Here is a 21,910-nt window from a genome sequence, read left to right as displayed (position 1 = left end):
ATTAGGAGGAAACAACAATGGCAGTACCTTATAATCATAAGGCAATTGAACAGAAATGGAGAGAAAACTGGGAAGCAAAACCGGTAAACGTAGATGACGGTAAAAAACCGAAATATTATTGTCTGGATATGTTCCCATATCCGTCAGGAAATGGACTTCATGTAGGACATTGGAGAGGATATGTTATCTCTGATGTGTGGAGTCGTTATAAAATGATGCAGGGTTATTACCTGATTCATCCAATGGGCTGGGATGCATTCGGTCTTCCGGCTGAAAACTATGCAATCAAAATGGGAGTACATCCGGCAAAATCAACTGCACAGAACATTGCAAATATCAAGAGACAGATTAATGATATCGCAGCAATTTATGACTGGGATAGAGAAGTAAATACAACAGACCCGAATTTCTACAAATGGACTCAGTGGATTTTTGTAAAAATGTTTAAAGAAGGTCTTGCTTACGAAAAAGAATTCCCGATTAACTGGTGTCCGTCCTGTAAAACAGGTCTTGCAAATGAAGAAGTAGTAAACGGATGCTGTGAACGATGTGGAGCGACTGTAACAAAGAAAAATCTTCGTCAGTGGATGCTTCGTATCACAAAATATGCAGATCGTCTGTTATCCGATTTGGATAAATTAGACTGGCCGGAAAAAGTTAAGAAAATGCAGTCTGACTGGATTGGAAAATCCTATGGTGCAGAAGTTGACTTCAAGGTTGATGGAAGAGAAGATAACATTACGGTTTATACGACGAGACCGGATACCTTACATGGTGCAACCTTTATGGTATTAGCTCCGGAACATAAACTGGCTGCATCTCTTGCAACAGAAGAAACAAAAGAAGCAGTAGAAAAATATATTTATGATTCCTCTATGAAATCAAATGTTGACCGTCTGCAGGATAAAGAAAAAACAGGTGTATTTACAGGAAGTTATGCAATCAACCCATTAAATGGAAAGAAAGTTCCAATCTGGCTTTCTGATTATGTACTGGCTGATTATGGTACAGGTGCAATTATGTGTGTACCGGCTCATGATGACCGTGACTTTGAATTTGCAAAGAAATTCGATATCCCGATTATTCAGGTTATCGCAAAAGATGGAAAAGAAATTGAAAACATGACTGAGGCTTATACCGATGCAGTTGGAACAATGATTAATTCCGGTGAATGGAATGGCATGGAATCTTCTGTATTGAAAAAAGAAGCACCGGCTATGATTGAAAAAATGGGATTCGGAAGAAAAACAGTAAACTACAAACTGCGTGACTGGGTATTCTCCCGTCAGCGTTACTGGGGTGAACCAATTCCGATTATCCATTGTCCTCATTGCGGAAATGTACCGGTTCCGGAAGACCAGCTTCCATTAACTTTACCGGAAGTAGAATCTTACGAGCCAACAGGTACAGGAGAATCTCCACTTGCTGCAATTGATGAATGGGTAAATACAACTTGTCCGGTTTGTGGTGCGCCTGCAAAACGTGAAACGAATACTATGCCTCAGTGGGCTGGTTCTTCCTGGTATTTCCTGCGTTATGTAGATAACAAAAACAACGAAGAATTAGTTTCAAAAGAAAAAGCAGATAAATATCTTCCGGTTGATATGTATATCGGTGGAGTGGAACATGCAGTACTGCATCTGTTATATTCTCGTTTCTATACAAAATTCTTGTATGATATCGGAGTAATTGACTTTGATGAGCCGTTCCACAAACTGTTCAATCAGGGTATGATTACAGGTAAAAACGGTATCAAGATGAGTAAATCAAAAGGAAATGTAGTATCTCCGGATGATTTAGTAAGAGATTACGGCTGCGATTCCTTAAGATTGTATGAACTCTTTGTAGGACCTCCGGAATTAGATGCAGAATGGGATGACAGAGGAATTGATGGTGTTTACCGTTTCTTAAATCGTTTCTGGAAATTGGCTATTGATAGCAAAGAAGCAGGAGTTACCGAGACAAAAGAAATGATAAAACTGCGCCATAAACTGGTATATGATATCACACAGCGTCTGGAAAGCTTCAGCTTAAATACTGTTATTTCCGGATTCATGGAATACAACAATAAGTTAATTGAACTTGCAAAGAAAACAGGTGGAATCGATAAAGAAACAATCGAGACATTTGTAAAACTGCTTGCACCATTTGCTCCGCATATCACAGAAGAGTTATGGGCAGAATATGGTCACACAGATTCTGTATTCCATACACAGTGGCCGGCAGCAGATGAAGAAGCAATGAAAGATGACGAAATTGAAATTCCGGTACAGATTAACGGAAAAACAAAAGTAATTATCAGCATTTCGGCAGAAGCAACCAAAGAAGAAGCAATTGAAGCAGGAAAAGCCGCAGTTGCAGATAAACTGACAGGAAACATTATCAAAGAGATTTATGTTCCGAAGAAGATTATTAACATTGTGGCAAAATAAAAATAAATAAAAATAGAATAAGAACAAAAAGGATATGATGCGTCTGGTGTCATATCCTTTTTTGCTTTTAAGATAATATAAATGGCATTAGCTATGCTGAATAAAATAAAAAAAGAAAGTATGTTCGATTTTGCTGATGGTTTTACAATTATATAATATACTATATGATAGAAAAGAAAAACATTATATTTTATATAGCTTTTATTCTTCCACTAATTGAATTCCTGAAATATCCGGTTCAATAATTAAGGAATAATTGGTATAGTACACAACAAACCCTGGTTTCGAGCCATTTGGTTTTTTGACGTGTTTTTTCTGAATATAGTCAATTTCAACTTTTGGAGCAGTCCTTCCACTGGAATAATATCCGGCAAGGCGTCCGGCTTCTTCAAAGGTGCGGTCCGGCAGTTCTTCGTTGTTTGATTTTACGATGACGTGAGAACCTGCCATTTTTTTGGCATGAAACCACCAGTCATTTCCTGTTGCGAATTTAAAGGTCAGTTCTTCATTTTGATAGTTATTTTTTCCGACATAAATGTGATAACCGTCACTGGAAATATAATGCAGAGGCTTCGATTTAGACTGCATTTTTTTCTTGTTATTAGAAGCATGCTTTTTGATATAACCATATTCTGTGAGTTCCTCTTTAATTTGAGAGAGGTCATTTTCCTGTCTGGCAATATCAAGTGCAGCCTGAATGGATTCTAAGTGAAGAATTTCAGATTCGGTATCAGCGATCTGTTCTTCAAGAGCCTGTGCGGTACGTTTTAATTTATTATAACGTTCAAAGTATTTTTTTGCATTTTCCTGAGGGGTCATAGTTGCATCAAGTGGAATCGTAATTTCCTCATTGGTATAATAGTTTAATGCCTGAAATGACTTACAGCCTTCTTCAAGGTTGTATCCGTAAGTATTAATCAGTTCACCATATACTTTATATTTATCCATTTTTGTAGTGTCACGCATCTGTTTGCTTTGTAAATCGAATTTTTTTCGATTACGGTCAAGTGCAGTCTGGACAATTCGGCGCAAATCAGCAGACTTTTGTCGGATACGGGTAATCTGATTTTTTTGTGCATAATATAATTCTAACACTTCAGAAATCGTCTGGAATTTTTTGACGGTAAACCCATCGTATTTACACAGTAAAAAAGCTGCATATTCTACAGGTTCCCCTTCTTCATTATAAACAATATTCGGAGAAAAGTCTCCATTTGTAACATCTTCCATCATACGGGCAAAGGTATGATAAAGATGAACTCTGGCTTCTTCTGAAAGAGAAGCTGTCGGTTCACTTCCATCAATGGAGCTTCTAGAGCAGATTTCTTCAGCAGCAGCAGGACTTAAACCGGTAAGAGAGGTATAAATCGCCTTTGCGACAGGCATTGGCTTTTCACAGACGATCTGATAAAATTCTTTCTCAGTAATTGTAAGAGGATTTTGTTTTTCCTGTGTCTGAGGAATAAAATAATCGCGTCCTGGCAGTACTTCACGCACGGAACTCATGTTTAGAGAGACATGTTTAATACTGTCTAAAATCATGCGTTCTTCATTTAAGAAAATAATATTACTGTGTTTTCCCATGATTTCAACAACGAGTGTTTTATGGCATAAATCGCCAAGTTCATTTAAGTGCTCGATTTTAAGTTCGATGACACGTTCAAGCCCTGGCTGGGTCACTGCTGTGATTTTTCCGCTGCCAATATGTTTTCTGAGCAGCATACAAAAATTTGGCGCAGTTAAAGGACTTGGTTTGTTTTTTTCAGTAAAGTAAATAAGGGGAAGAGAAGCACTGGCTGAAATCAAAAGACGATACTGAGTACGGTTATTTTTTATAGTAAGTAAAAGTTCGTCCGCTTCCGGCTGTGCAATTTTATTAATTTTACCACCGACAATGGTGTTATTTAATTCTTTTACGATGTTTGCAATTGTAATTCCGTCAAATGCCATGATATGAACTCCTATCTATAGTTAGTTGAACGCAGATAAGCATTCCCCCGCTTCAAGTGTGCGGAGCACTAAGCGGCGGGTGAGGGGGGATGCTTCTGTCAGTGGGAATTGAAAGCTCCCACTGACAGATCGCGAAGCGACTGCGTTCATGAGCAAGTAGCGAAGCGGATTGCGAATGTCCGCTTTACTTGTTCTTTTTATTATAATCGAAATACAAAAACAAAGCAATGAAAAAAAGGTTTGACTGTATTATACGATTGCTTTATAATAATTTATGTATGTTTATGCCACAGGCAAATATAAAACAACAGAAAAGAGTACGACATGATTAAGAGCATGACTGGGTTCGGAAGAGCTGAGATGATTGATGAAGAGAAAAAAATTGCGGTAGAGATGAAATCCGTAAATCATCGATATCTGGATATCAATATGAGAATTCCAAAGAAACTCAGCAGTTTTGAGGGTGCGATACGCGGTGTTTTAAAACAATATATGCAGCGTGGTAAAGTAGACCTTTTTATTACTTATGAGGACTACACACAAAGCGGTGTGACAGTAAAATATAATCGTGAAATTGCACAGCAGTATCTCGAATATTCCAGACAGATAGAGGAAGAATTTCAACTGAAAAATGATATGAATGTTTCAAATATCATGCGGTTTCCGGAAGTACTTACAATGGAGGAAGAAAAGGTAGATGAAGAAGAACTGTGGACTTCTCTTAAACAGGTTCTTGTAAATGCGGTTCAGCCTTTTATTAATTCAAGGATACAAGAAGGAAATCATTTAAGTAAAGATATTTTAGAAAAACTGGATGGAATGTACCGGAAAGTAGAACTGGTGGAAAAACGTTCTCCTGAGATTTTAAAGGAATATCGTGAAAAACTGGAAAACAAGACAAAAGAACTGCTTGCAGATGCCCAGATAGAAGAAAGCCGAATTGCGGCAGAAGTGATTTTATTTGCAGATAAAATTTGTACGGACGAAGAAACCGTAAGATTAAAAAGCCATATCAATCACATGAAAAAGGTACTCACGGAAGAAGAAGGTGCAGGAAGAAAAATGGATTTTATTGCACAGGAAATGAATCGTGAGGCAAATACCATTCTTTCAAAAGCAAATGACTTGGAAACTTCAAATCTGGCAATTGACTTAAAAACAGAGATTGAGAAAGTGAGAGAGCAGATTCAGAATATTGAATAGAGGCAAAAAAGATGTCGAAGTTAATCAACATTGGATTTGGGAATACCGTAAATACAGATAAAATTGTAGCGGTTGTAAGTCCGGATGCCGCACCGATAAAAAGAATGGTGCAGGCAGCAAAAGAAGAAGGAATGGCAATTGATGCAACGCAGGGAAGAAAGACAAAAGCCGTGATTATAATAGAAAATCATACATTGGTATTGTCAGCTCTTCAGCCTGAGACAATTGCAAAACGATTTGGTACATTTTTTGAAACGGAATTGAGAGGGGAGCAAGATGGCTAATCGAGGAATTTTAGTTGTTGTATCTGGATTTTCCGGCGCAGGAAAAGGCACATTAATGAAACATTTGCTGGAGAAGTATGATAACTATGCGCTGTCCATTTCAGCAACAACAAGAGCACCGCGAGAGGGTGAAGAACATGGAAGAGAGTACTTCTTCCATACAAAACAGGAATTTGAAGAACTAATTCTTCAGGATGCACTGATTGAATATGCACAGTATGTGGAGAATTACTATGGAACTCCAAAGGCTTATGTGGAAAAACAGTTAGAAGCCGGAAAAGATGTCATTTTAGAGATTGAAATTCAGGGTGCGTTAAAAGTAAAAGAGAAATTTCCGGACACCTTGTTATTGTTTGTAACTCCACCGTCTGCTGAAGAATTAAAACGCAGACTGATAAACAGAGGAACAGAAACAAAAGAAGTAATTGATTCAAGACTCAGACGTGCGTCAGAAGAAGCAAAGGGAATGCCGTTATATGATTATATTTTAATCAATGACGATTTAGAAGAATGTGTGGATACCATGCATGAAGTAATTCAGAGTCAGCACAATAAATCCAGCAATAATGTTGCATTTATAGAAAAAATAACAGGCGAAGTCGCCGTATTTGCGAAAGGAGAATGAATATGATACATCCATCTTACACAGAACTGATGCAGGCAATTAATGAAGGTGTGGACGTAGAGGATGAACCGATTGTAACAAGTCGTTACTCTATCGTTCTTGCAACAAGTAAAAGAGCAAGACAGTTAATCGAGGGAAAAGAGGCAATGGTTTCCACAAGAGGAAAGAAGCCGCTTTCTACAGCAGTTGAGGAGTTCTATAAAGGACTTGTAAAAATTGTACCGGATGAGAATACAGAAGAAGTAGTAGAAGAAACAACTGAAGAAGAGTAAAAGTCGGGGACTGCACACAAGTTGCAGTCCTTTCTACCACTTGGAGAAAATTAAAGTCAGGATTATGCGAGACTGAAAAAATAGAGATAGAAACAGGGAGGATTATGAGAAAAGTATTATTTATTTCCCTTGGGTGTGACAAAAATCTGGCAGATTCAGAAGAAATGCTTGGAATGTTAGTTACTCATGGGTATGAGATTACAAACGATGAAACAGAAGCAAATGTTGCGATTATCAATACCTGCGCATTTATTCATGATGCAAAAGAAGAAAGTATTGCAAATATTCTGGAGATGGCACGCTATAAAGAGGAAGGTCAGTTAAAAGTTTTATTAATAACCGGATGTCTTGCACAGCGCTATAAAGAAGAAATCGTTAATGAAATTCCGGAAGTGGATGCCGTGCTTGGCACGACTAGCTTTGACGACTTATTAGAAGCAATAGACCAGGCATTTGGCGGAGAACGTTATCTGGAATTTAAAGATATTTCTTATACACCGCAGGTGGAAACAAAGCGTATGATTACAACAGGCGGTCATTTTGAATACTTAAAAATTGCTGAAGGTTGTGATAAGCACTGTACTTACTGTATTATTCCGAAACTTCGTGGAAACTACCGCAGTGTGCCAATGGAAAAACTGTTAAATCAGGCACGTTATCTTGCAGAACAGGGTGTAAAAGAACTGATTCTTGTAGCACAGGAGACGACGGTTTATGGCGTGGATTTATATGGAGAAAAATCACTTCATAAATTGTTAAAAGAGTTATGTAAAATTCCCGGTATTGCATGGATTCGTGTACTTTACTGTTATCCGGAAGAGATTTATCCGGAACTGATTCAGGTCATGAAAGAAGAAAGCAAAATCTGCCATTATCTGGATTTGCCGATTCAGCATGCAAGTGATGCCATTTTAAAACGAATGGGAAGACGCACAACAAAAGCAGAATTAAAAGAAATTGTTGGAACGCTGAGAAGAGAAATTCCGGATATTGTGCTTCGTACGACGTTAATTACCGGATTTCCTGGAGAGACACCGGAAAATCATGAAGAATTAATGGAATTTATTGATGAGATGGAATTTGACCGCCTTGGAGTTTTTACTTATTCCGCAGAGGAAGATACACCGGCAGCATCCATGCCGGAACAGGTGGATGAAGAAGTGAAAAAAGACAGACAGGCAGAACTGATGGAACTGCAGCAGGATATTTCTTTAGATAAAGGAAATGAAAAAATTGGACGAGACATGCTTGTCATGATAGAAGGAAAAGTTGCAGATGAAAATGCCTATGTTGGACGTACTTATGGAGATGCTCCAAATGTAGATGGTTATATTTTTGTAAATACAGATATGGAACTAATGTCTGGAGACTTATGTCAGGTTCATGTAACCGGAGCACTCGAATATGATTTGATAGGAGAACTGAAAGATGAATACACCGAATAAACTTACAATTGCCCGTGTGATTATGATTCCGTTTTTTGTTGCATTTTTGATGTATGATATTGCAGGAGATGCAGGAAAATGGATCGCACTTGTTATTTTTATTGCTGCAAGTATTACAGACACCTTAGATGGCTATATTGCCAGAAAATATCATTTGGTAACGAATTTTGGTAAATTTATGGATCCTTTGGCGGATAAATTATTAGTCTGCTCTGCATTAATCTGCTTTACTGCTACAGGTAAACTTGCAGCATGGATCACGATTATTATTATTGCACGTGAATTTATTATCAGCGGTTTTCGTCTGGTTGCAGCAGATAACGGAATCGTTATTGCAGCAAGTTACTGGGGAAAATTTAAAACAGTATCTCAGATGATTATGATTATTTTAATGATTATGGATATCCAAAATGGAGCATTCCAGACTCTGATTACGGTATTTATTGTTATTGCAGTTGCACTGACTTTAATTTCACTTGCAGATTATATTATGAAAAATAAACAGGTTTTAAGCATGCAGGATTAAATTTAGAAGTTTTATAAAAAGATGGCATCCATTGTTCTTTTCTTTAATGGATGCCATCTTTTTTTCTAAATCATTTAACAAAATCAAGGAAGTCCCCTGCTTCAATTGCAAAAAGCAATAAGCATGGGTGGGGACTTGCTTGTGTCAGGAGGGGGCAAGCCCCTTCTGATAAGCTGCGTAGCAGCTATTTGGTTATGAGCAAGTAGCGAAAGCGGATTGCGAATATCCGCTTGACTACTGCATCATTTTTATAAGCTGTAACATACGCTCAATTCGGGCGGTCTCTTCAGGGGTTTTATTTTGCTTTAAGGCTTCTATGATGCAGTCCATTTCTTTTGAGGTAAAAGAAAGAGTTCCGGATTTTTTTTGAGTGTTTGATAAGGATGACACCAAAAAAGGAAGAAGCTCAGACATTCCTTTTTGACTTCCCTGACTGGCAATTGAATTTAGCATCTGTAATTTTAAGGGGTCAATTCCGTTTATATTGGCAGATTTCATCCAGTCTTCCGGCATAGTTTGCACCTCCTATCTTGTAAACTTTTCTTGAGACAATTCAAAGATTTGAATCATTGCCATTGTATTTAAAAGGGCATCGATTTTTTCTTTTGCAGGACCGTGGCAAACTTTACTGCACGCCGATAACATTTCAATCGGGTCTTTTGGAGTAAAATCCTGAGTCTGCATTTCTCCTTGAGGTTCTAAGAAAACATGAAAAGTTTCTTGAAGTTCTAAAAATTTGGCAAAAACAGAAGCAAACTGCTGACCGCTTTTTGGAAGATAAGGCATAGCAGCTTTTAAGAGTTCAATCTGGTCTGAATGAATCAATTCATCAGATGGAGTAGATTCCATAAACGCTTCCTCCATAAGGGAAACACTTTTTTTAGTTTATGAAAAAAAAGCAGAGAATATTCCAACGAAACATCATAAACTAAAGCAAAGACAAAAAAGGAGACTGAAGGATGGAAAAATCAGAAGTAAAAACCAGATTAGTGGAAGAAAATAATACCATTTATGAAATAGATTTGGAATGTTTAAAAAGAAAAGAGCAGAGAAAAAAAGAGAACAAAGAATATAAAAAACGTTCTCAGAAGATAAGAAACCAATAAGACTTCATACAGAAAATGAGCTGCCGCAAAAACGGCAGCTTTTTAAAATGGTAGAATGAAAAGTAAGAATCAGCAGAAACTATTTCCACCGTATCCGCATAACAGAAGCAGTAAGATGATAATACAATTGCAGTCATTTCCACAACCATTATGTTGTCCGCAACCACATCCATTATTACCATTTCCACAACAGCATAAAATTAAAAGAATCCAGATAATAGAGTTGCAGTCACCAAAACATCTTCCAAGTCCACATCCGCTGTTTCCGGTGCAGGAATCATCGCATCCGCATCCACAGTTTGTAGCAGCTAAATCACTCATATTGTTCCTCCGTAAGGATTTTGATTACAATTTCATCTTATGTAGGAAATGAAAATTGGTGCATGAAAAAATTAAAAAGAGGCAAAGGTTTGAAAAATTTGATAGATATCAAGAATTCCCAATCCCCATTCCCGATTGGGATAAATCCGCTCCTCACTTCGCCGTGCTCCACGAATTAAAAGAGCGGTCAGTTCTGCAGTATTAAAAATTTTAGGAGGCACCCTTTTTTGTCCCCATTCGACTAAAAGAGCACAGGCACCTGCAGTAAGAGCACAGGCAGCAGAAGTTCCGGTAATCGTTGTATAAGTGTTTTTGAGAGAGGGAGCAGAGACATTGACACCAGGTGCTGTTAAGTCTGGTTTTATCTCCTCAAGTCGGGTAAAACCTCTGCTTGAATTTAAAAACAAGCTGTTGTTGTAGGCACTGTAGGCAGATATCGTAATAACGTAAGGAGAAGTGGCAGGATCTGTGATAGTGGTATCTGGGTTTGGACGCAGGAAGATAACATCTGGAGAAAGAAAACCACTGATTGGGAGCCATAAGTGGAAAGAACCTTTATTTTGATTTCTGGCATAGACTCGTATTTTCCAGATCCCAGGAGTGGGGTCTGAAAACCGCATGAAAATAAACTGCTCACCTGAGACATTTTGAATAACAGAAGAAGAAAGAAAAATCTTTGTATCTTCTAGAATAAAATCCAGTGTTTCACGAAAATTAACACGGGAAGGAATCCGGGAAATGATTTCACCTAAAGGTGATTCAAAACCAACTTCATAGATTTCTGGGGAATCTCCCCATAATTCCAGCGTAAAACCAGAAGAATTTGCCGGAACAGAAAGTTCAACAGGGATATAATCCTGTGGCATGGGTGCATAAGAGAAAAAATGATGGGCTTTTCCTGCCTCATTTCCGGCGGCAATCACAGGATGGAAGCCCCAGTAGTTAGAAAGTTCAGTAAACATTTTGGCGAGATAGGAACGACCAGAGTGTGCACCTTGATTTGTGCCGAGTCCAAGACAGAGGACAAGAGGTTTTTTTTGTTCTCGGGATAAGAGTGTGAAAAATCGGATTGCCATCATAATATCGGTCTCTTGAAAAACAGGTTCATTGCTGGTATGATAAAAAATTTCTCTTAAATACTGCTTGGCTGGTTTTAATTTGACCACTGCAATCTGGGAGAGAGGTGCTGCACCTGAAAAATCCTGTTCAGGGATAGAACTTCCACAAGCAATCCCGGCGAGTGCTGTTCCATGACCAATCTCATCATTAGAAGGAACAATTTCAAATGGGTTGGAAGAGGCGAGTGCTTGATTGATATCTTCTTCAAAGTAAACGCTTCCATAAGAAAGGTCAAATGGAGGTTGTCCGGTTTGAATGTTCTGATCCCAGAGCGCAAGAATCCTTGTACGCTTATCACGGGTTAAAAAGGCGGAATGAGTGTAATCAACTCCTGTATCAATAAAGCCAACAATTACATTTCGTCCTTTTAGATCAAGAGAAGGCTGGTTTTGTACCGTTAAAATGCCGGAAGATTCCAGACTGACAAGGTTAAGCAAAGAATAAAGTTTGGGCAAGGTGGTATAGCGCAGCTCATCGGTTTCCAGATAATTTATTAAATTTTCGGGTGGACGTTGGCTGTGAATCATAACCAGATGGCTGTTAAAAAACTGAATTCCATATTCACTAAAATCTTGTTCAATTCCATCATAGTAAGGGAGAATAAAATCCAGATATTCATCTGAGAGGATAACATCACGTAAATTTTTCATAGACATAAAATAGAAAACTCCTTTTGTTTCAAGTTTTTAATATATATGCATAAGCTGGGAACAAAAGACTTTTTAGAGGTTACATCATAATATAGAATTAAGAAATCGGGAAATAGAGTTTGATATGTTGACAGGAAAAGGGATTGGTGTGGCGATGCTTGATACCGGAATTTTTCCACATATTGATTTTGCAGGACGAATTTTGGCATTTCAGGATTTTATTTATGATAGAAAGACTCCTTATGACGACAATGGACATGGAACACATGTAGCCGGAATCCTGGGAGGCAGTGGAGCCGCTTTTCAGGGGAAGTATAAAGGAGTGGCATGCGGATGCAATTTAATTGGGATTAAGGTATTAGACAGAAATGGAAACGGAGAAAAAGAAAGCGTAATCCGGTCATTAGACTGGATTCAAAAAAACAGAAACCGCTATCAGATACGAATCATAAATATTTCTGTTGGGACAACACAGAAAGAAGAACATAAGGATTTAATTGATGCAGTGGAAAGGGCTTGGGATACAGGGTTGATTGTGGTGGCGGCAGCAGGAAATATGGGACCGGGAGAAGGCAGTATTACAGCCCCGGGAAGCAGTCGAAAAATTATTACGGTGGGGTCTTCGGATTTACTTGTAAAAAACAGGGGAATTAGCGGAAGAGGACCGACAAATGACTGTATCATCAAACCGGATGTTGTAGCTCCGGGAAATGCTGTTATTTCATGTGCGAACCGCAATGACAATATGCCTTATACCATAAAGAGCGGAACTTCCATGTCTACCCCTGTTGTTTCTGGCGCTATTGCCCTGCTTTTAGAGAGAGAACCATGGCTTACAAATTTTGAAATTAAAAAAAGATTAAGAAGAACTGCGAAGGATTTGGGATATCCGCATAACTTGCAGGGGTGGGGACTGTTTGAAGTGAAATCATTTTTAAATGAAAATAATGGTTGACAAATTCTGTATCATTGTATACAATGATACAAGAAGTTTGATACAGCATCGCTTTATCAAGAGAAAACACAGATTGAGGAGTGAAGAAAATGATTAACAGAAGTGTCCGAATGAATTATCATACAAACTTACTGGAACTAGAGGAGCATATGTATCCGTTAGTAGATGTGGAGACACCGAATGTCTTTCATAATCTGTTTCCATATACAGAAATACCGAAAATAGCGTTTAATGACCGTATTGTACCGCATCACATGCCGGATGATATCTGGATTACAGATACTACATTTCGTGATGGACAGCAGTCTCGCGCACCATACAGTACAGAACAGATTGTTACAATTTATGATTATCTTCATAAATTAGGTGGAGAAAATGGAAAAATTCGTCAGAGTGAATTTTTCTTATACAGCAAAAAAGACAGAGACGCTGTTTATAAGTGTCTGGAGCGTGGTTATAAATTCCCGGAAGTTACAAGCTGGATTCGTGCAAGCAAAAAAGATTTTGAACTGGTAAAAGAATTAGGATTAAAAGAAACAGGAATCTTAGTCAGTTGTTCAGATTATCATATTTTCTATAAAATGAAAATGACCAGAAAACAGGCAATGGAACATTATCTAAGTGTGATTCGTGAATGTCTGGAAACTGGAATCAGCCCAAGATGTCATTTAGAGGATATTACAAGAGCAGATATTTATGGATATGTCATTCCATTTTGTCTGGAACTGACCAAGTTAATGGATGAGTATTCTATTCCGATTAAGGTACGCTGCTGCGATACAATGGGATATGGGGTAAACTACCCAGGTGCAGTAATTCCACGTTCAATTCCTGGAATTATCTATGGTATTATGACGCATGCCGGATTTCCATCGGAATTAATCGAGTTTCATGGGCATAATGATTTTTATAAAGCAGTCAGCAATTCAACAACTGCATGGCTTTACGGAGCAAGCGGTGTAAACTGTTCTTTATTTGGAATTGGAGAGCGTACCGGAAATACCCCTCTTGAGGCAATGGTATTTGAATATGCACAGTTAAAAGGTTCTTTGGATGGAATGGATACAACTGTGATTACTGAACTTGCAGAATATTATCAGAAAGAAATTGGTTATAAAATCCCGCCACAGACTCCGTTTGTAGGAAGTGCATTTAATGTTACCCGTGCAGGGATTCATGCAGATGGTCTGTTGAAGAACGAAGAAATTTATAATATTTTTGATACAAAGAAATTTTTAAATAAAGCACCGCAGGTTGCAGTATCAAACACCTCGGGTCTTGCAGGTATCGCGCATTGGATTAATAATCACTATCAGCTGGAAAATGAAAAAGCAATCGACAAAAACAGTGAACTGGTTGTAATGATTAAAGCGTGGGTGGACAAACAGTATGAGGATGGACGAGTAACTGTACTGACCGATGAAGAATTAATTGCAGTGATTGAAGAAAGTTGTAAGAGATTAAATATTGAGCTTTAAAATAAAAAATGTACTTTTAGAGTCGAATAAAGATTTTGAAAGTAGATAAAACAAAAAAGGAGAAAAGATGGCAGGAACAGAGAAGTCTTTAAGAGGACAGGTTTTTGATAAAATACGTTCCGATATTTTGAATGGAAAATATAAAAGAGGGGAAGAACTGGTTGAAAGTTCAATTGGAAAAGAATTGGGAATCAGCCGGACGCCGGTAAGAGAGGCAATTCGACAGCTGGAACTGGAGGGATTGGTACAGCTTGTTCCGAATAAGGGGGCATTTGTAACCGGAATTTCCGAAAAGGACGTAAGAGATATCTATCTGATTCGTGCACGCTTAGAAGGTCTTGCTGCAAGAATGGCAGCAAAGAACATTACACCGGAGCTTTTAGATGCGATGGAAGAGACGGTTGTCTTATCAGAATACCATGCGAAAAAAGAACATTATGAACAGGTATGTGAGATGGACAGTAAATTTCATAAACTTTTATATAAAGCATCCGGAAGCCGGATTTTAGAACATACATTAACGGATTTTCATCAATATGTGCAGAGAGTCCGAATGGCATCCATTATGAAAAAAAGACGTATGGAAAAGTCAAATGACGAACATGATGCAATTTTAACAGCAATTCGTGAGCACGATGAGGAAAAAGCGGAATTAGTGGCAACTCGTCATATTTCAAATACAGTAGAAAATTTAAAAAACTATGATTTAGACAGTGTATTAAGTAAGGGCGAATAAACGTTAGGGCTTAAGGAGGATAAGACGATGGAAAAAATTAAAATGACAACACCACTTGTAGAAATGGATGGAGATGAAATGACAAGAATCCTCTGGAAGATGATAAAAGAGGAATTACTTGAGCCATATATTGATTTGAATACAGAGTATTATGATTTAGGACTGGAGTATAGGAATAAGACGAATGACCAGGTTACAATAGATGCTGCAAATGCTACTAAAAAATATAAAGTAGCAGTAAAATGTGCGACAATTACTCCAAATGCTGCACGTATGAAAGAATATGATTTAAAAGAGATGTATAAAAGTCCGAATGGAACGATTCGTTCCATGCTAGATGGAACGGTATTTCGAGCTCCAATTGTCGTAAAAGGAATTGAACCTTGTGTAAAAAATTGGAAAAAACCAATTACATTGGCAAGACATGCTTATGGAGATGTCTATAAGAATACAGAGATGGTGATTCCCGGCCCGGGAAAGGTAGAACTGGTTTATACAAGTGAAGATGGAACAGAGGTAAGAGAACTGGTTCATAATTTTGCAGGTGCAGGTGTTGCACAGGGAATGCATAATTTAAATGATTCCATTGAGAGTTTTGCAAAGAGTTGTTTTGGTTATGCACTTTCAACCAAACAGGATTTGTGGTTTTCTACAAAAGATACAATTTCTAAAAAATATGACCATACATTCAAAGATATTTTTCAGGAAATTTATGAAAAAGAATATAAAGAAGCGTTTGAGAAAGCCGGAATTACGTACTTTTATACTTTAATTGATGATGCGGTTGCACGTGTTATGAAAGCAGAAGGCGGATTTATCTGGGCCTGCAAGAACTACGATGGAGATGTTATGAGTGACATGGTATCTTCTGCATTTGGGTCTTTGGCAATGATGACTTCTGTATTGGTTTCTCCGAACGGTTATTTTGAGTATGAAGCAGCACATGGTACCGTACAGCGTCATTATTATAAATACTTAAAAGGAGAAGAGACTTCTACAAACTCTGTTGCAACAATTTTTGCATGGAGCGGAGCACTTAGAAAACGTGGAGAATTAGATAAAAATGAAGAGCTGCAGGCATTTGCAGATAAGCTGGAGAAAGCAACAATAGAGACAATTGAAAGTGGAGAGATGACAAAAGATTTGGCATTGATTACATCAATTGAAAATCCGACTGTATTAAACAGCAAAGAATTTATCCTTGCAATCCGTAATAATTTAGAAAAATAAAAAATTTAGAATGAAAAAGGGAAGAGGGCATTATGCCAACTCTTCCCATTTTTCATATAATTCTTCGAGTTTTAAAGTGATTTCTGCTTTTTCATTGGATAAAGCAACACATTTTGCAACATCAACAGCCACTTCCGGTTTGGACATTTCTTCATCAATTTCGCTGTCTCTCAACTCAAGTTTTTCAATTTCTGCTTCTGTTTTCTTTAAATCATTTTCGCGTTTTCGTTTTTGAGCCTGTTCTTCTTTTTGCTGTTTCCAGTCTGATTTATTAGAAGATTCTGTTTGAACAGCGATGGTTTCTTCTTGAATGTCCGGCGCATAAATTTTAGTCAGTTCTTCGCGCTTTTCCATATAATAGTCATAATTTCCAATATAATTGACCAGATTATGGTTGGTTAAATCTAAAATTCTGGTTGCAGTTTTATTGATAAAATAACGGTCATGAGAAACATAAAGTACCGTTCCGGTATAGTTATTAAGCGCTTCTTCCAAGATTTCTTTTGAAACGATATCTAAATGGTTGGTAGGCTCATCGAGAATTAGAAAATTGGCCTCTGATAACATCAGTTTAGCAAGAGAGACACGTCCACGTTCTCCGCCGCTCAAAGAGCTGATTTGCTTAAATACATCATCTCCGGTAAAAAGAAAAGCGGCGAGAAGATTCCGAATTTCAGTATTGGTCAGTTTAGGATAATCATCTGAAATTTCTTCGAAGATTGTTTTTTCCATATGCAGAACGTGATGTTCCTGGTCATAGTAACCAATATGAACTTTGCTTCCAAGAGTAAAAGTCCCGCTGTCAGCAGGAATCACGCCATTTAAAATTTTTAAAATAGTTGTTTTGCCAGTTCCATTATTTCCAATGATTGCAACGCGTTCTCCTCTTTTGACAGAAAAACTTAAATCAGAAAAAAGTGGGAGATTTGGAAATGATTTACTTAAGTCTTTTACATCGAGAACATCATTTCCACTGGTAATTTTTGGTTCGAGACGGATTTTCATAGAAGCGTTTAATTCACTTGGTTTTTCAAGAACTTCCATTTTATCTAACATCTTTTCACGGCTCTCTGCACGGCGGATAGATTTTTCACGATTAAACTGTTTTAATTTTGTGATGACTTCTTCTTGATGCTTGATTTCCTGCTGTTGATTCATGTAAGCCTGATAAGCTTCTTTTCGAAGCATTGCTTTCTTTTCACTGTATGCAGAGTAGTTTCCGGAAAAAGAAGAAACTTTTCCGTTATCTATTTCAATTACTTTAGATACAATTTTATCAAGAAAGTAACGGTCATGAGAGACAATTAAGACAGCTCCTGCATAGTTTAAAAGATAAGTCTCCAGCCAGGAGATAGAATCCATATCCAGATGGTTGGTAGGCTCATCGAGAAGTACGATATCAGGTTTGGATAACAGCAGACGACCAAGTGCCACTCGGGTTTTCTGACCTCCGGAGAGAGTTGAAACCAGTTTGGAAAAATCACTTTCCGCAAAGCCCAGACCCTTTAAAACACCGGTTAATTCGCTTTTATAAGCGTATCCGTTTTCCAATTCAAAATTATGGGTTAAGCGGGAATAAGTATCCATAAGCCGTTCTAATTCATCAGCCTTAGCGTATTTCATCTGTTTTTCTATTTCACGCATCTGTAGTTCCATATCAAGAATATGCTGTTTTACTTGAAGTAAAGAGTCATAAATTGTTAAATCTGTATCTAAATCCTGATGCTGTGCCAGATAACCAATTCGTTTTCCTTTAGCAAGAATGACTTCTCCTTTATCAGTGGGAAGCTCCTGCATAATAATGCGCAGTAAGGTAGTTTTGCCTGCACCGTTAATTCCGACCATTGCAGCTTTTTCATGGTCTTCTATATGAAAAGAGGCATTTTGGATTAAAGTTACGCCTCCGAATGATTTTTCTATATTTTGACATGCAAGTATCATAAGTTCCTCCTTAAAAAATTCTACTTATCTGTATAAAAAAACGCCATTGTATTTATTATATCGAAAAAAATGAATTTTACAACAGATAAATGCGGCAATTAAGAGAATTGTATTTGACTTTATTTTAACAATTATATATAATAAAAGTAAATTTGTTTTGTATTGAAAGAACGAATAATCAGGCAAAAGGAGGGTAAAGTCGTGGACGAAAAAAGTATATCGAAGGCTGTAATCAGAAGACTTCCTCGTTATTATCGATACTTGGGTGAACTTTTAGAAGAGGGTGTGGAACGAATTTCTTCTAATGAGCTTAGTTCCAAGATGCATGTTACAGCATCTCAGATTCGTCAGGATTTAAATAATTTCGGAGGATTCGGACAACAGGGATATGGATATAATGTACCTTATCTTTATGCCGAAATAGGAAAAATATTAGGTCTTGACCGAACCCATCATATTATTATTATTGGTGCAGGTAATTTGGGACAGGCACTTGCGAATTATGTAAAATTTGAAAAAAGAGGATTTAAGGTTGTGGGAATTTTTGACATCAATCCGGTGTTGAAAGGAATTTCCATTCGGGGAAATGAAATTCGTATGATGGATGAGCTTCCGGAGTTTTTAAGAGAGAATGATGTTCAAATTGCAACGCTTACTCTGCCGAAAGCTTATGCGGAAGAGACTGCAAACCTTCTTGTGGAGAATGGAATTAAGGCAATTTGGAATTTCGCACATTTGGATTTGGCAGTTCCGGAAGATGTCATTGTGGAAAATGTGCATCTGTCCGAAAGTCTGATGCGTCTGTCTTATAATCTGAATCGGTATAATACAGAACATAAAAAAGAATGATAGAAGAACTGCTGCGAAAAAATATTTCGTAGCAGTTTTTTGATATTTTTAAAACAAAAATTGGGGGTGACTTTATGAGAGAATTCGTATCCGGAACACAGATGAAGCAATTAGATAGATATACGATACAGGAAATAGGAATTCCATCACTGGTGTTAATGGAGCGTGCCGCAAGAAGTGTGTATGATACAATGATAAAAGAAAGACTTCCGCTTAAAAAAGTACTTGTTTTATGCGGAAGTGGCAACAATGGAGCAGACGGTGTGGCGCTTGCAAGAATGCTGCATCTTTCAAATATTTCGGTTGATGTGGAAATTTTAGGAGACCCATCGCATTTTACGACGGAGATGAAACAGCAAATTGAGATTGCAAAAAAATATCAGGTTGCGTTTGTCAAGAATAAAAGCCTGTCTGAATATACTACTATAGTAGATGCCATCTTTGGGGTTGGATTAGACCGAGAAGTAGGTGGAGGTTACAAAGAAAAAATAAAAGAAATTAATCAGGCAGATGCCAAAGTAGTGGCAGTGGACATTCCATCAGGGATTGATTCGGCGACAGGAAAGGTACTTGGATGTGCCGTTTGTGCAGACTGGACGGTCAGTTTTGCTTATGAAAAGCTGGGAACTGTTTTTTATGAAGGAGCAGAGTATGCAGGAAATGTAAGAGTGGCAGATATTGGAATTGTAAAAATGCCTGAAATTTGTTTTCCGATTTCAACTTATACGTTTGAAGAAAAAGATTTGAAAGAAAAATTATTTCGCAGAGAAAGCGGAAATAAAGGAACGTTTGGAAAAGTATTACTAATAGCCGGAAATGAGATGACCAGTGGAGCTGCTCTTTTAAGTGCCTCTTCGGCTCTGCATACGGGAGTTGGAATGGTAAAAGTGCATACTCGAAAAGAGAACAGGGCAATTCTTCCGGTACAGCTTCCGGAAGCTATGTATTGCTTTTATGGCAAAAAAGAGATAAAATCAGAAGCGTTGGCAGAAAGTCTGGAATGGGCAGATGTAGTAGGGATTGGTCCGGGTCTTGGAACAAACAAACAGGCAGAAGAACTGTTAGAATTTGTTTTAAAACGTTCTAAACGACCATTGGTGATTGATGCAGATGGATTAAATTTATTAAAAAGTAAACTTGATTTGCTTGAAAAATACGAGTATCCTGTAATTATGACTCCGCATCTGGGAGAATTTTCACGCTTAAGTGGACTTTCGATTAAAGAATGGAAACAACAGCCGATAGAACTTACAAATAAACTGGCACATTTTTATAACGTAACTTTGGTTTGCAAAGATGCACGTACCGTAATTGCAGATGGCGGTCAAAATGTCTATGTGAATACAACAGGAAATAGTGGGATGGCAACTGCAGGAAGTGGCGATGTGCTGACGGGAATTTTACTCGGATTGCTGGCTCAAGGCTATGCTCCTTTGGATGCAGCTGTGATGGGAGTATGTGTTCATGGTCTGGCTGGCGATGAAGCTGCAAAAGAAAAAGGGAAATATGCAATGGTGGCAGGAGACCTGATTACTTATACAGGAGATGTGCTTAAGAAAAGAGGATAAGAGATTATGAATAGACCAAGTAGAATTTATGCAACAATCGATTTAGATGCCGTTACATGGAATTTGGAAAATATGAAAAAAAATATAAGTAAAGATACAAAGATTATTGCAGTGTTAAAAGCGGATGCCTATGGTCATGGAGCTGTTCCTATCGCACAGCATATTGAATCTTTGTCTTATATTTGGGGAATCGCAGTTGCCTGTGTGGAAGAAGGGATGGAACTTCGTGAGGCAGGAATTAAAAAACCAATTCTTATTTTGGGTTACACTTTTGCAGAGGATTATCCGACGATTATTGAGCATGATATGAGACCGGCGGTTTTTACGTTTGAGATGGCACAGCATTTATCTGATGCTGCGGTAAAAATGAATCAAACTGCAAAAATACATATAAAAGTTGATACAGGAATGGGTCGAATTGGCTATCGGGATATCAACGAGGCAGTTCCTGAAATTTTAAAAATTTCAAAACTTCCGCATATTGAAATCGAGGGAATTTTTACCCATTTTGCAAGAGCGGACGAAGCAGAAACAACACCGGCTTATGTGCAATTAGAAAAGTTTCAGCAGTTTATTTCAAGACTGGAAGAAGAAGGACTTTCAATTCCGATGAAGCATTGCTCTAATAGTGCTGGAATTATCCGTATGAAAGAGGCAAATATGGATGCCGTCCGTGCTGGAATTATTTTATATGGCTTATATCCATCTGACGAAGTGGAAAAAGAACCGGTTGCTTTAAGACCGGTTATGGAGTTGAAAACACATATTTCTTATGTGAAAACAGTTGAAAAAGGAACCGCAATCAGTTATGGGGGAACATTTATAACAGAAAAAGAAACAAAAGTGGCAACCATTCCGGTTGGTTATGCAGATGGATACTGTCGTGGATTATCCAATAAAGGATATGTACTGATACATGGAAAGAGGGCGCCGATTCTTGGAAGAGTCTGTATGGACCAGTTTATGGTAGACGTAACAGAGATTCAGGATGCAAAAATTTTAGATGAAGTCACTCTGCTTGGAAGAGATGGAAAAGAGAAAATTACATTAGAGGAATTAGGTGACTTAAGTGGAAGATTTAATTATGAGTTTGCTTGCTGTATCAGTAAAAGAGTTCCAAGAGTCTATCTGGTAAGCCGTTAGAATCTTCTTTGAGATTTATGGCAAAAAGCCAGTATTTCCATAGAAAATATAAAAACCATAGAATACACACGAAAGAA

Annotated in this window: 21 protein-coding genes; 15 read left to right on the top strand and 6 right to left on the bottom strand. The window is 37.7% G+C overall.

Annotation, left to right across the window (positions count from 1 at the left end):
• Positions 1-17: 17 nt before the first annotated feature.
• Positions 18-2,432, top strand: a complete 2,415-nt coding sequence (gene leuS, locus ACYQ2D_RS01855) for a leucine--tRNA ligase (protein ID WP_459784483.1) — start codon at positions 18-20, stop codon at positions 2,430-2,432.
• A gap of 201 nt (positions 2,433-2,633) precedes the next feature.
• Here leuS and ACYQ2D_RS01850 read toward each other — a convergent pair whose 3' ends face one another.
• Complete coding sequence (locus ACYQ2D_RS01850; RefSeq protein ID WP_187558505.1) at positions 2,634-4,382, bottom strand: Rqc2 family fibronectin-binding protein; 1,749 nt, start codon at positions 4,380-4,382, stop codon at positions 2,634-2,636.
• 324 nt (positions 4,383-4,706) lie between these two features.
• Here ACYQ2D_RS01850 and ACYQ2D_RS01845 point away from each other — a divergent pair, with 324 nt between their 5' ends.
• The 6 genes from ACYQ2D_RS01845 to pgsA all read left to right on the top strand — a co-directional run bounded on the left by ACYQ2D_RS01845 (position 4,707) and on the right by pgsA (position 8,737).
• Positions 4,707-5,585, top strand: coding sequence for a YicC/YloC family endoribonuclease (locus tag ACYQ2D_RS01845; protein ID WP_117455611.1), 879 nt, complete (start codon positions 4,707-4,709; stop codon positions 5,583-5,585).
• Positions 5,586-5,596: 11 nt separating this feature from the next.
• On the top strand, positions 5,597-5,869 hold the full coding sequence (locus tag ACYQ2D_RS01840) for a DUF370 domain-containing protein (protein ID WP_117455613.1): 273 nt from the start codon (positions 5,597-5,599) through the stop codon (positions 5,867-5,869).
• The gene (gene gmk / locus ACYQ2D_RS01835; RefSeq protein WP_117455615.1) at positions 5,862-6,494 is read left to right on the top strand and encodes a guanylate kinase; all 633 of its coding nucleotides are present in this window, start codon (positions 5,862-5,864) and stop codon (positions 6,492-6,494) included. The genes ACYQ2D_RS01840 and gmk overlap by 8 nt, the downstream gene beginning before the upstream one ends.
• A 2-nt stretch (positions 6,495-6,496) precedes the next feature.
• The gene (gene rpoZ, locus ACYQ2D_RS01830) at positions 6,497-6,766 is read left to right on the top strand and encodes a DNA-directed RNA polymerase subunit omega (RefSeq protein ID WP_022304012.1); all 270 of its coding nucleotides are present in this window, start codon (positions 6,497-6,499) and stop codon (positions 6,764-6,766) included.
• A gap of 104 nt (positions 6,767-6,870) precedes the next feature.
• Entirely contained in the window at positions 6,871-8,211 is a 1,341-nt protein-coding gene (rimO, locus tag ACYQ2D_RS01825; RefSeq protein ID WP_117455617.1) for a 30S ribosomal protein S12 methylthiotransferase RimO, read from the top strand.
• Positions 8,195-8,737 carry a CDP-diacylglycerol--glycerol-3-phosphate 3-phosphatidyltransferase gene (gene pgsA / locus ACYQ2D_RS01820; RefSeq protein WP_022304010.1) on the top strand — a complete coding sequence of 181 codons (543 nt, stop codon included), beginning with the start codon at positions 8,195-8,197 and terminating at the stop codon, positions 8,735-8,737. The genes rimO and pgsA overlap by 17 nt, the downstream gene beginning before the upstream one ends.
• Before the next feature lie 234 nt (positions 8,738-8,971).
• Here the strand turns inward: pgsA and ACYQ2D_RS01815 are convergent, their stop codons facing one another.
• A complete protein-coding gene (locus tag ACYQ2D_RS01815) occupies positions 8,972-9,250 on the bottom strand; it encodes a hypothetical protein (protein ID WP_459784482.1) in 279 nt (92 codons plus the stop codon).
• Between the two features lie 12 nt (positions 9,251-9,262).
• Complete coding sequence (locus tag ACYQ2D_RS01810; protein ID WP_459784481.1) at positions 9,263-9,586, bottom strand: hypothetical protein; 324 nt, start codon at positions 9,584-9,586, stop codon at positions 9,263-9,265.
• A gap of 110 nt (positions 9,587-9,696) precedes the next feature.
• On the opposite strand from ACYQ2D_RS01810, the gene ACYQ2D_RS01805 reads away from it, so the two are divergent.
• A complete protein-coding gene (locus tag ACYQ2D_RS01805) occupies positions 9,697-9,843 on the top strand; it encodes a hypothetical protein (protein WP_459784480.1) in 147 nt (48 codons plus the stop codon).
• A gap of 69 nt (positions 9,844-9,912) precedes the next feature.
• On the opposite strand, the gene ACYQ2D_RS01800 is transcribed toward ACYQ2D_RS01805, so the two are convergent.
• Both ACYQ2D_RS01800 and ACYQ2D_RS01795 read right to left on the bottom strand, forming a co-directional pair.
• Positions 9,913-10,164 carry a chorion class high-cysteine HCB protein 13 gene (locus ACYQ2D_RS01800; RefSeq protein ID WP_459784479.1) on the bottom strand — a complete coding sequence of 84 codons (252 nt, stop codon included), beginning with the start codon at positions 10,162-10,164 and terminating at the stop codon, positions 9,913-9,915.
• Positions 10,165-10,235: 71 nt separating this feature from the next.
• Entirely contained in the window at positions 10,236-11,939 is a 1,704-nt protein-coding gene (locus ACYQ2D_RS01795) for a S8 family peptidase (protein ID WP_459784478.1), read from the bottom strand.
• Positions 11,940-12,057: 118 nt separating this feature from the next.
• Here ACYQ2D_RS01795 and ACYQ2D_RS01790 point away from each other — a divergent pair, with 118 nt between their 5' ends.
• The 4 genes from ACYQ2D_RS01790 to ACYQ2D_RS01775 all read left to right on the top strand — a co-directional run bounded on the left by ACYQ2D_RS01790 (position 12,058) and on the right by ACYQ2D_RS01775 (position 16,332).
• Positions 12,058-12,888 carry a S8 family peptidase gene (locus ACYQ2D_RS01790; protein ID WP_022304544.1) on the top strand — a complete coding sequence of 277 codons (831 nt, stop codon included), beginning with the start codon at positions 12,058-12,060 and terminating at the stop codon, positions 12,886-12,888.
• Positions 12,889-12,977: 89 nt separating this feature from the next.
• The gene (locus tag ACYQ2D_RS01785; protein ID WP_459784477.1) at positions 12,978-14,366 is read left to right on the top strand and encodes a beta/alpha barrel domain-containing protein; all 1,389 of its coding nucleotides are present in this window, start codon (positions 12,978-12,980) and stop codon (positions 14,364-14,366) included.
• Positions 14,367-14,433: 67 nt separating this feature from the next.
• Positions 14,434-15,102 (top strand): GntR family transcriptional regulator, encoded by a 669-nt coding sequence (locus tag ACYQ2D_RS01780; RefSeq protein WP_022304546.1) that lies wholly within the window; start codon positions 14,434-14,436, stop codon positions 15,100-15,102.
• 27 nt (positions 15,103-15,129) lie between these two features.
• Positions 15,130-16,332, top strand: a complete 1,203-nt coding sequence (locus tag ACYQ2D_RS01775; protein ID WP_187558501.1) for an NADP-dependent isocitrate dehydrogenase — start codon at positions 15,130-15,132, stop codon at positions 16,330-16,332.
• Positions 16,333-16,362: 30 nt separating this feature from the next.
• On the opposite strand, the gene abc-f is transcribed toward ACYQ2D_RS01775, so the two are convergent.
• A complete protein-coding gene (abc-f, locus tag ACYQ2D_RS01770) occupies positions 16,363-18,273 on the bottom strand; it encodes a ribosomal protection-like ABC-F family protein (RefSeq protein WP_117455627.1) in 1,911 nt (636 codons plus the stop codon).
• Positions 18,274-18,474: 201 nt separating this feature from the next.
• Here abc-f and ACYQ2D_RS01765 point away from each other — a divergent pair, with 201 nt between their 5' ends.
• The 3 genes from ACYQ2D_RS01765 (at position 18,475) to alr (ending at position 21,833) form a co-directional block, all read left to right on the top strand.
• On the top strand, positions 18,475-19,122 hold the full coding sequence (locus ACYQ2D_RS01765; RefSeq protein ID WP_022304549.1) for a redox-sensing transcriptional repressor Rex: 648 nt from the start codon (positions 18,475-18,477) through the stop codon (positions 19,120-19,122).
• Positions 19,123-19,196: 74 nt separating this feature from the next.
• Positions 19,197-20,690: an NAD(P)H-hydrate dehydratase gene (locus ACYQ2D_RS01760; protein WP_459784476.1), complete on the top strand. Its 1,494-nt coding sequence runs from the start codon at positions 19,197-19,199 to the stop codon at positions 20,688-20,690.
• Between the two features lie 6 nt (positions 20,691-20,696).
• Positions 20,697-21,833: an alanine racemase gene (gene alr / locus ACYQ2D_RS01755; protein ID WP_117455631.1), complete on the top strand. Its 1,137-nt coding sequence runs from the start codon at positions 20,697-20,699 to the stop codon at positions 21,831-21,833.
• The last annotated feature ends 77 nt before the right edge of the window (positions 21,834-21,910 follow it).

Source organism: Blautia stercoris, from assembly GCF_054657695.1.
This window is presented reverse-complemented; position numbering and strand designations above follow the sequence as displayed.

What these genes read in the sequence shown, in the direction of transcription:
- ACYQ2D_RS01840 (WP_117455613.1), top strand. Translation starts at nt 5,597, where the DNA reads ATGTCGAAGTTAATCAACATTGGATTTGGGAATACCGTAAATACAGAT.
- ACYQ2D_RS01800 (WP_459784479.1), bottom strand. Translation starts at nt 10,164, where the DNA reads ATGAGTGATTTAGCTGCTACAAACTGTGGATGCGGATGCGATGATTCC.
- ACYQ2D_RS01775 (WP_187558501.1), top strand. Translation starts at nt 15,130, where the DNA reads ATGGAAAAAATTAAAATGACAACACCACTTGTAGAAATGGATGGAGAT.
- ACYQ2D_RS01785 (WP_459784477.1), top strand. Translation starts at nt 12,978, where the DNA reads ATGATTAACAGAAGTGTCCGAATGAATTATCATACAAACTTACTGGAA.
- ACYQ2D_RS01845 (WP_117455611.1), top strand. Translation starts at nt 4,707, where the DNA reads ATGATTAAGAGCATGACTGGGTTCGGAAGAGCTGAGATGATTGATGAA.
- rimO (WP_117455617.1), top strand. Translation starts at nt 6,871, where the DNA reads ATGAGAAAAGTATTATTTATTTCCCTTGGGTGTGACAAAAATCTGGCA.
- ACYQ2D_RS01790 (WP_022304544.1), top strand. Translation starts at nt 12,058, where the DNA reads ATGTTGACAGGAAAAGGGATTGGTGTGGCGATGCTTGATACCGGAATT.
- ACYQ2D_RS01850 (WP_187558505.1), bottom strand. Translation starts at nt 4,382, where the DNA reads ATGGCATTTGACGGAATTACAATTGCAAACATCGTAAAAGAATTAAAT.
- ACYQ2D_RS01815 (WP_459784482.1), bottom strand. Translation starts at nt 9,250, where the DNA reads ATGCCGGAAGACTGGATGAAATCTGCCAATATAAACGGAATTGACCCC.
- ACYQ2D_RS01805 (WP_459784480.1), top strand. Translation starts at nt 9,697, where the DNA reads ATGGAAAAATCAGAAGTAAAAACCAGATTAGTGGAAGAAAATAATACC.
- pgsA (WP_022304010.1), top strand. Translation starts at nt 8,195, where the DNA reads ATGAATACACCGAATAAACTTACAATTGCCCGTGTGATTATGATTCCG.
- ACYQ2D_RS01810 (WP_459784481.1), bottom strand. Translation starts at nt 9,586, where the DNA reads ATGGAATCTACTCCATCTGATGAATTGATTCATTCAGACCAGATTGAA.
- rpoZ (WP_022304012.1), top strand. Translation starts at nt 6,497, where the DNA reads ATGATACATCCATCTTACACAGAACTGATGCAGGCAATTAATGAAGGT.
- alr (WP_117455631.1), top strand. Translation starts at nt 20,697, where the DNA reads ATGAATAGACCAAGTAGAATTTATGCAACAATCGATTTAGATGCCGTT.
- leuS (WP_459784483.1), top strand. Translation starts at nt 18, where the DNA reads ATGGCAGTACCTTATAATCATAAGGCAATTGAACAGAAATGGAGAGAA.
- abc-f (WP_117455627.1), bottom strand. Translation starts at nt 18,273, where the DNA reads ATGATACTTGCATGTCAAAATATAGAAAAATCATTCGGAGGCGTAACT.
- ACYQ2D_RS01795 (WP_459784478.1), bottom strand. Translation starts at nt 11,939, where the DNA reads ATGTCTATGAAAAATTTACGTGATGTTATCCTCTCAGATGAATATCTG.
- ACYQ2D_RS01780 (WP_022304546.1), top strand. Translation starts at nt 14,434, where the DNA reads ATGGCAGGAACAGAGAAGTCTTTAAGAGGACAGGTTTTTGATAAAATA.
- ACYQ2D_RS01760 (WP_459784476.1), top strand. Translation starts at nt 19,197, where the DNA reads ATGAGAGAATTCGTATCCGGAACACAGATGAAGCAATTAGATAGATAT.
- gmk (WP_117455615.1), top strand. Translation starts at nt 5,862, where the DNA reads ATGGCTAATCGAGGAATTTTAGTTGTTGTATCTGGATTTTCCGGCGCA.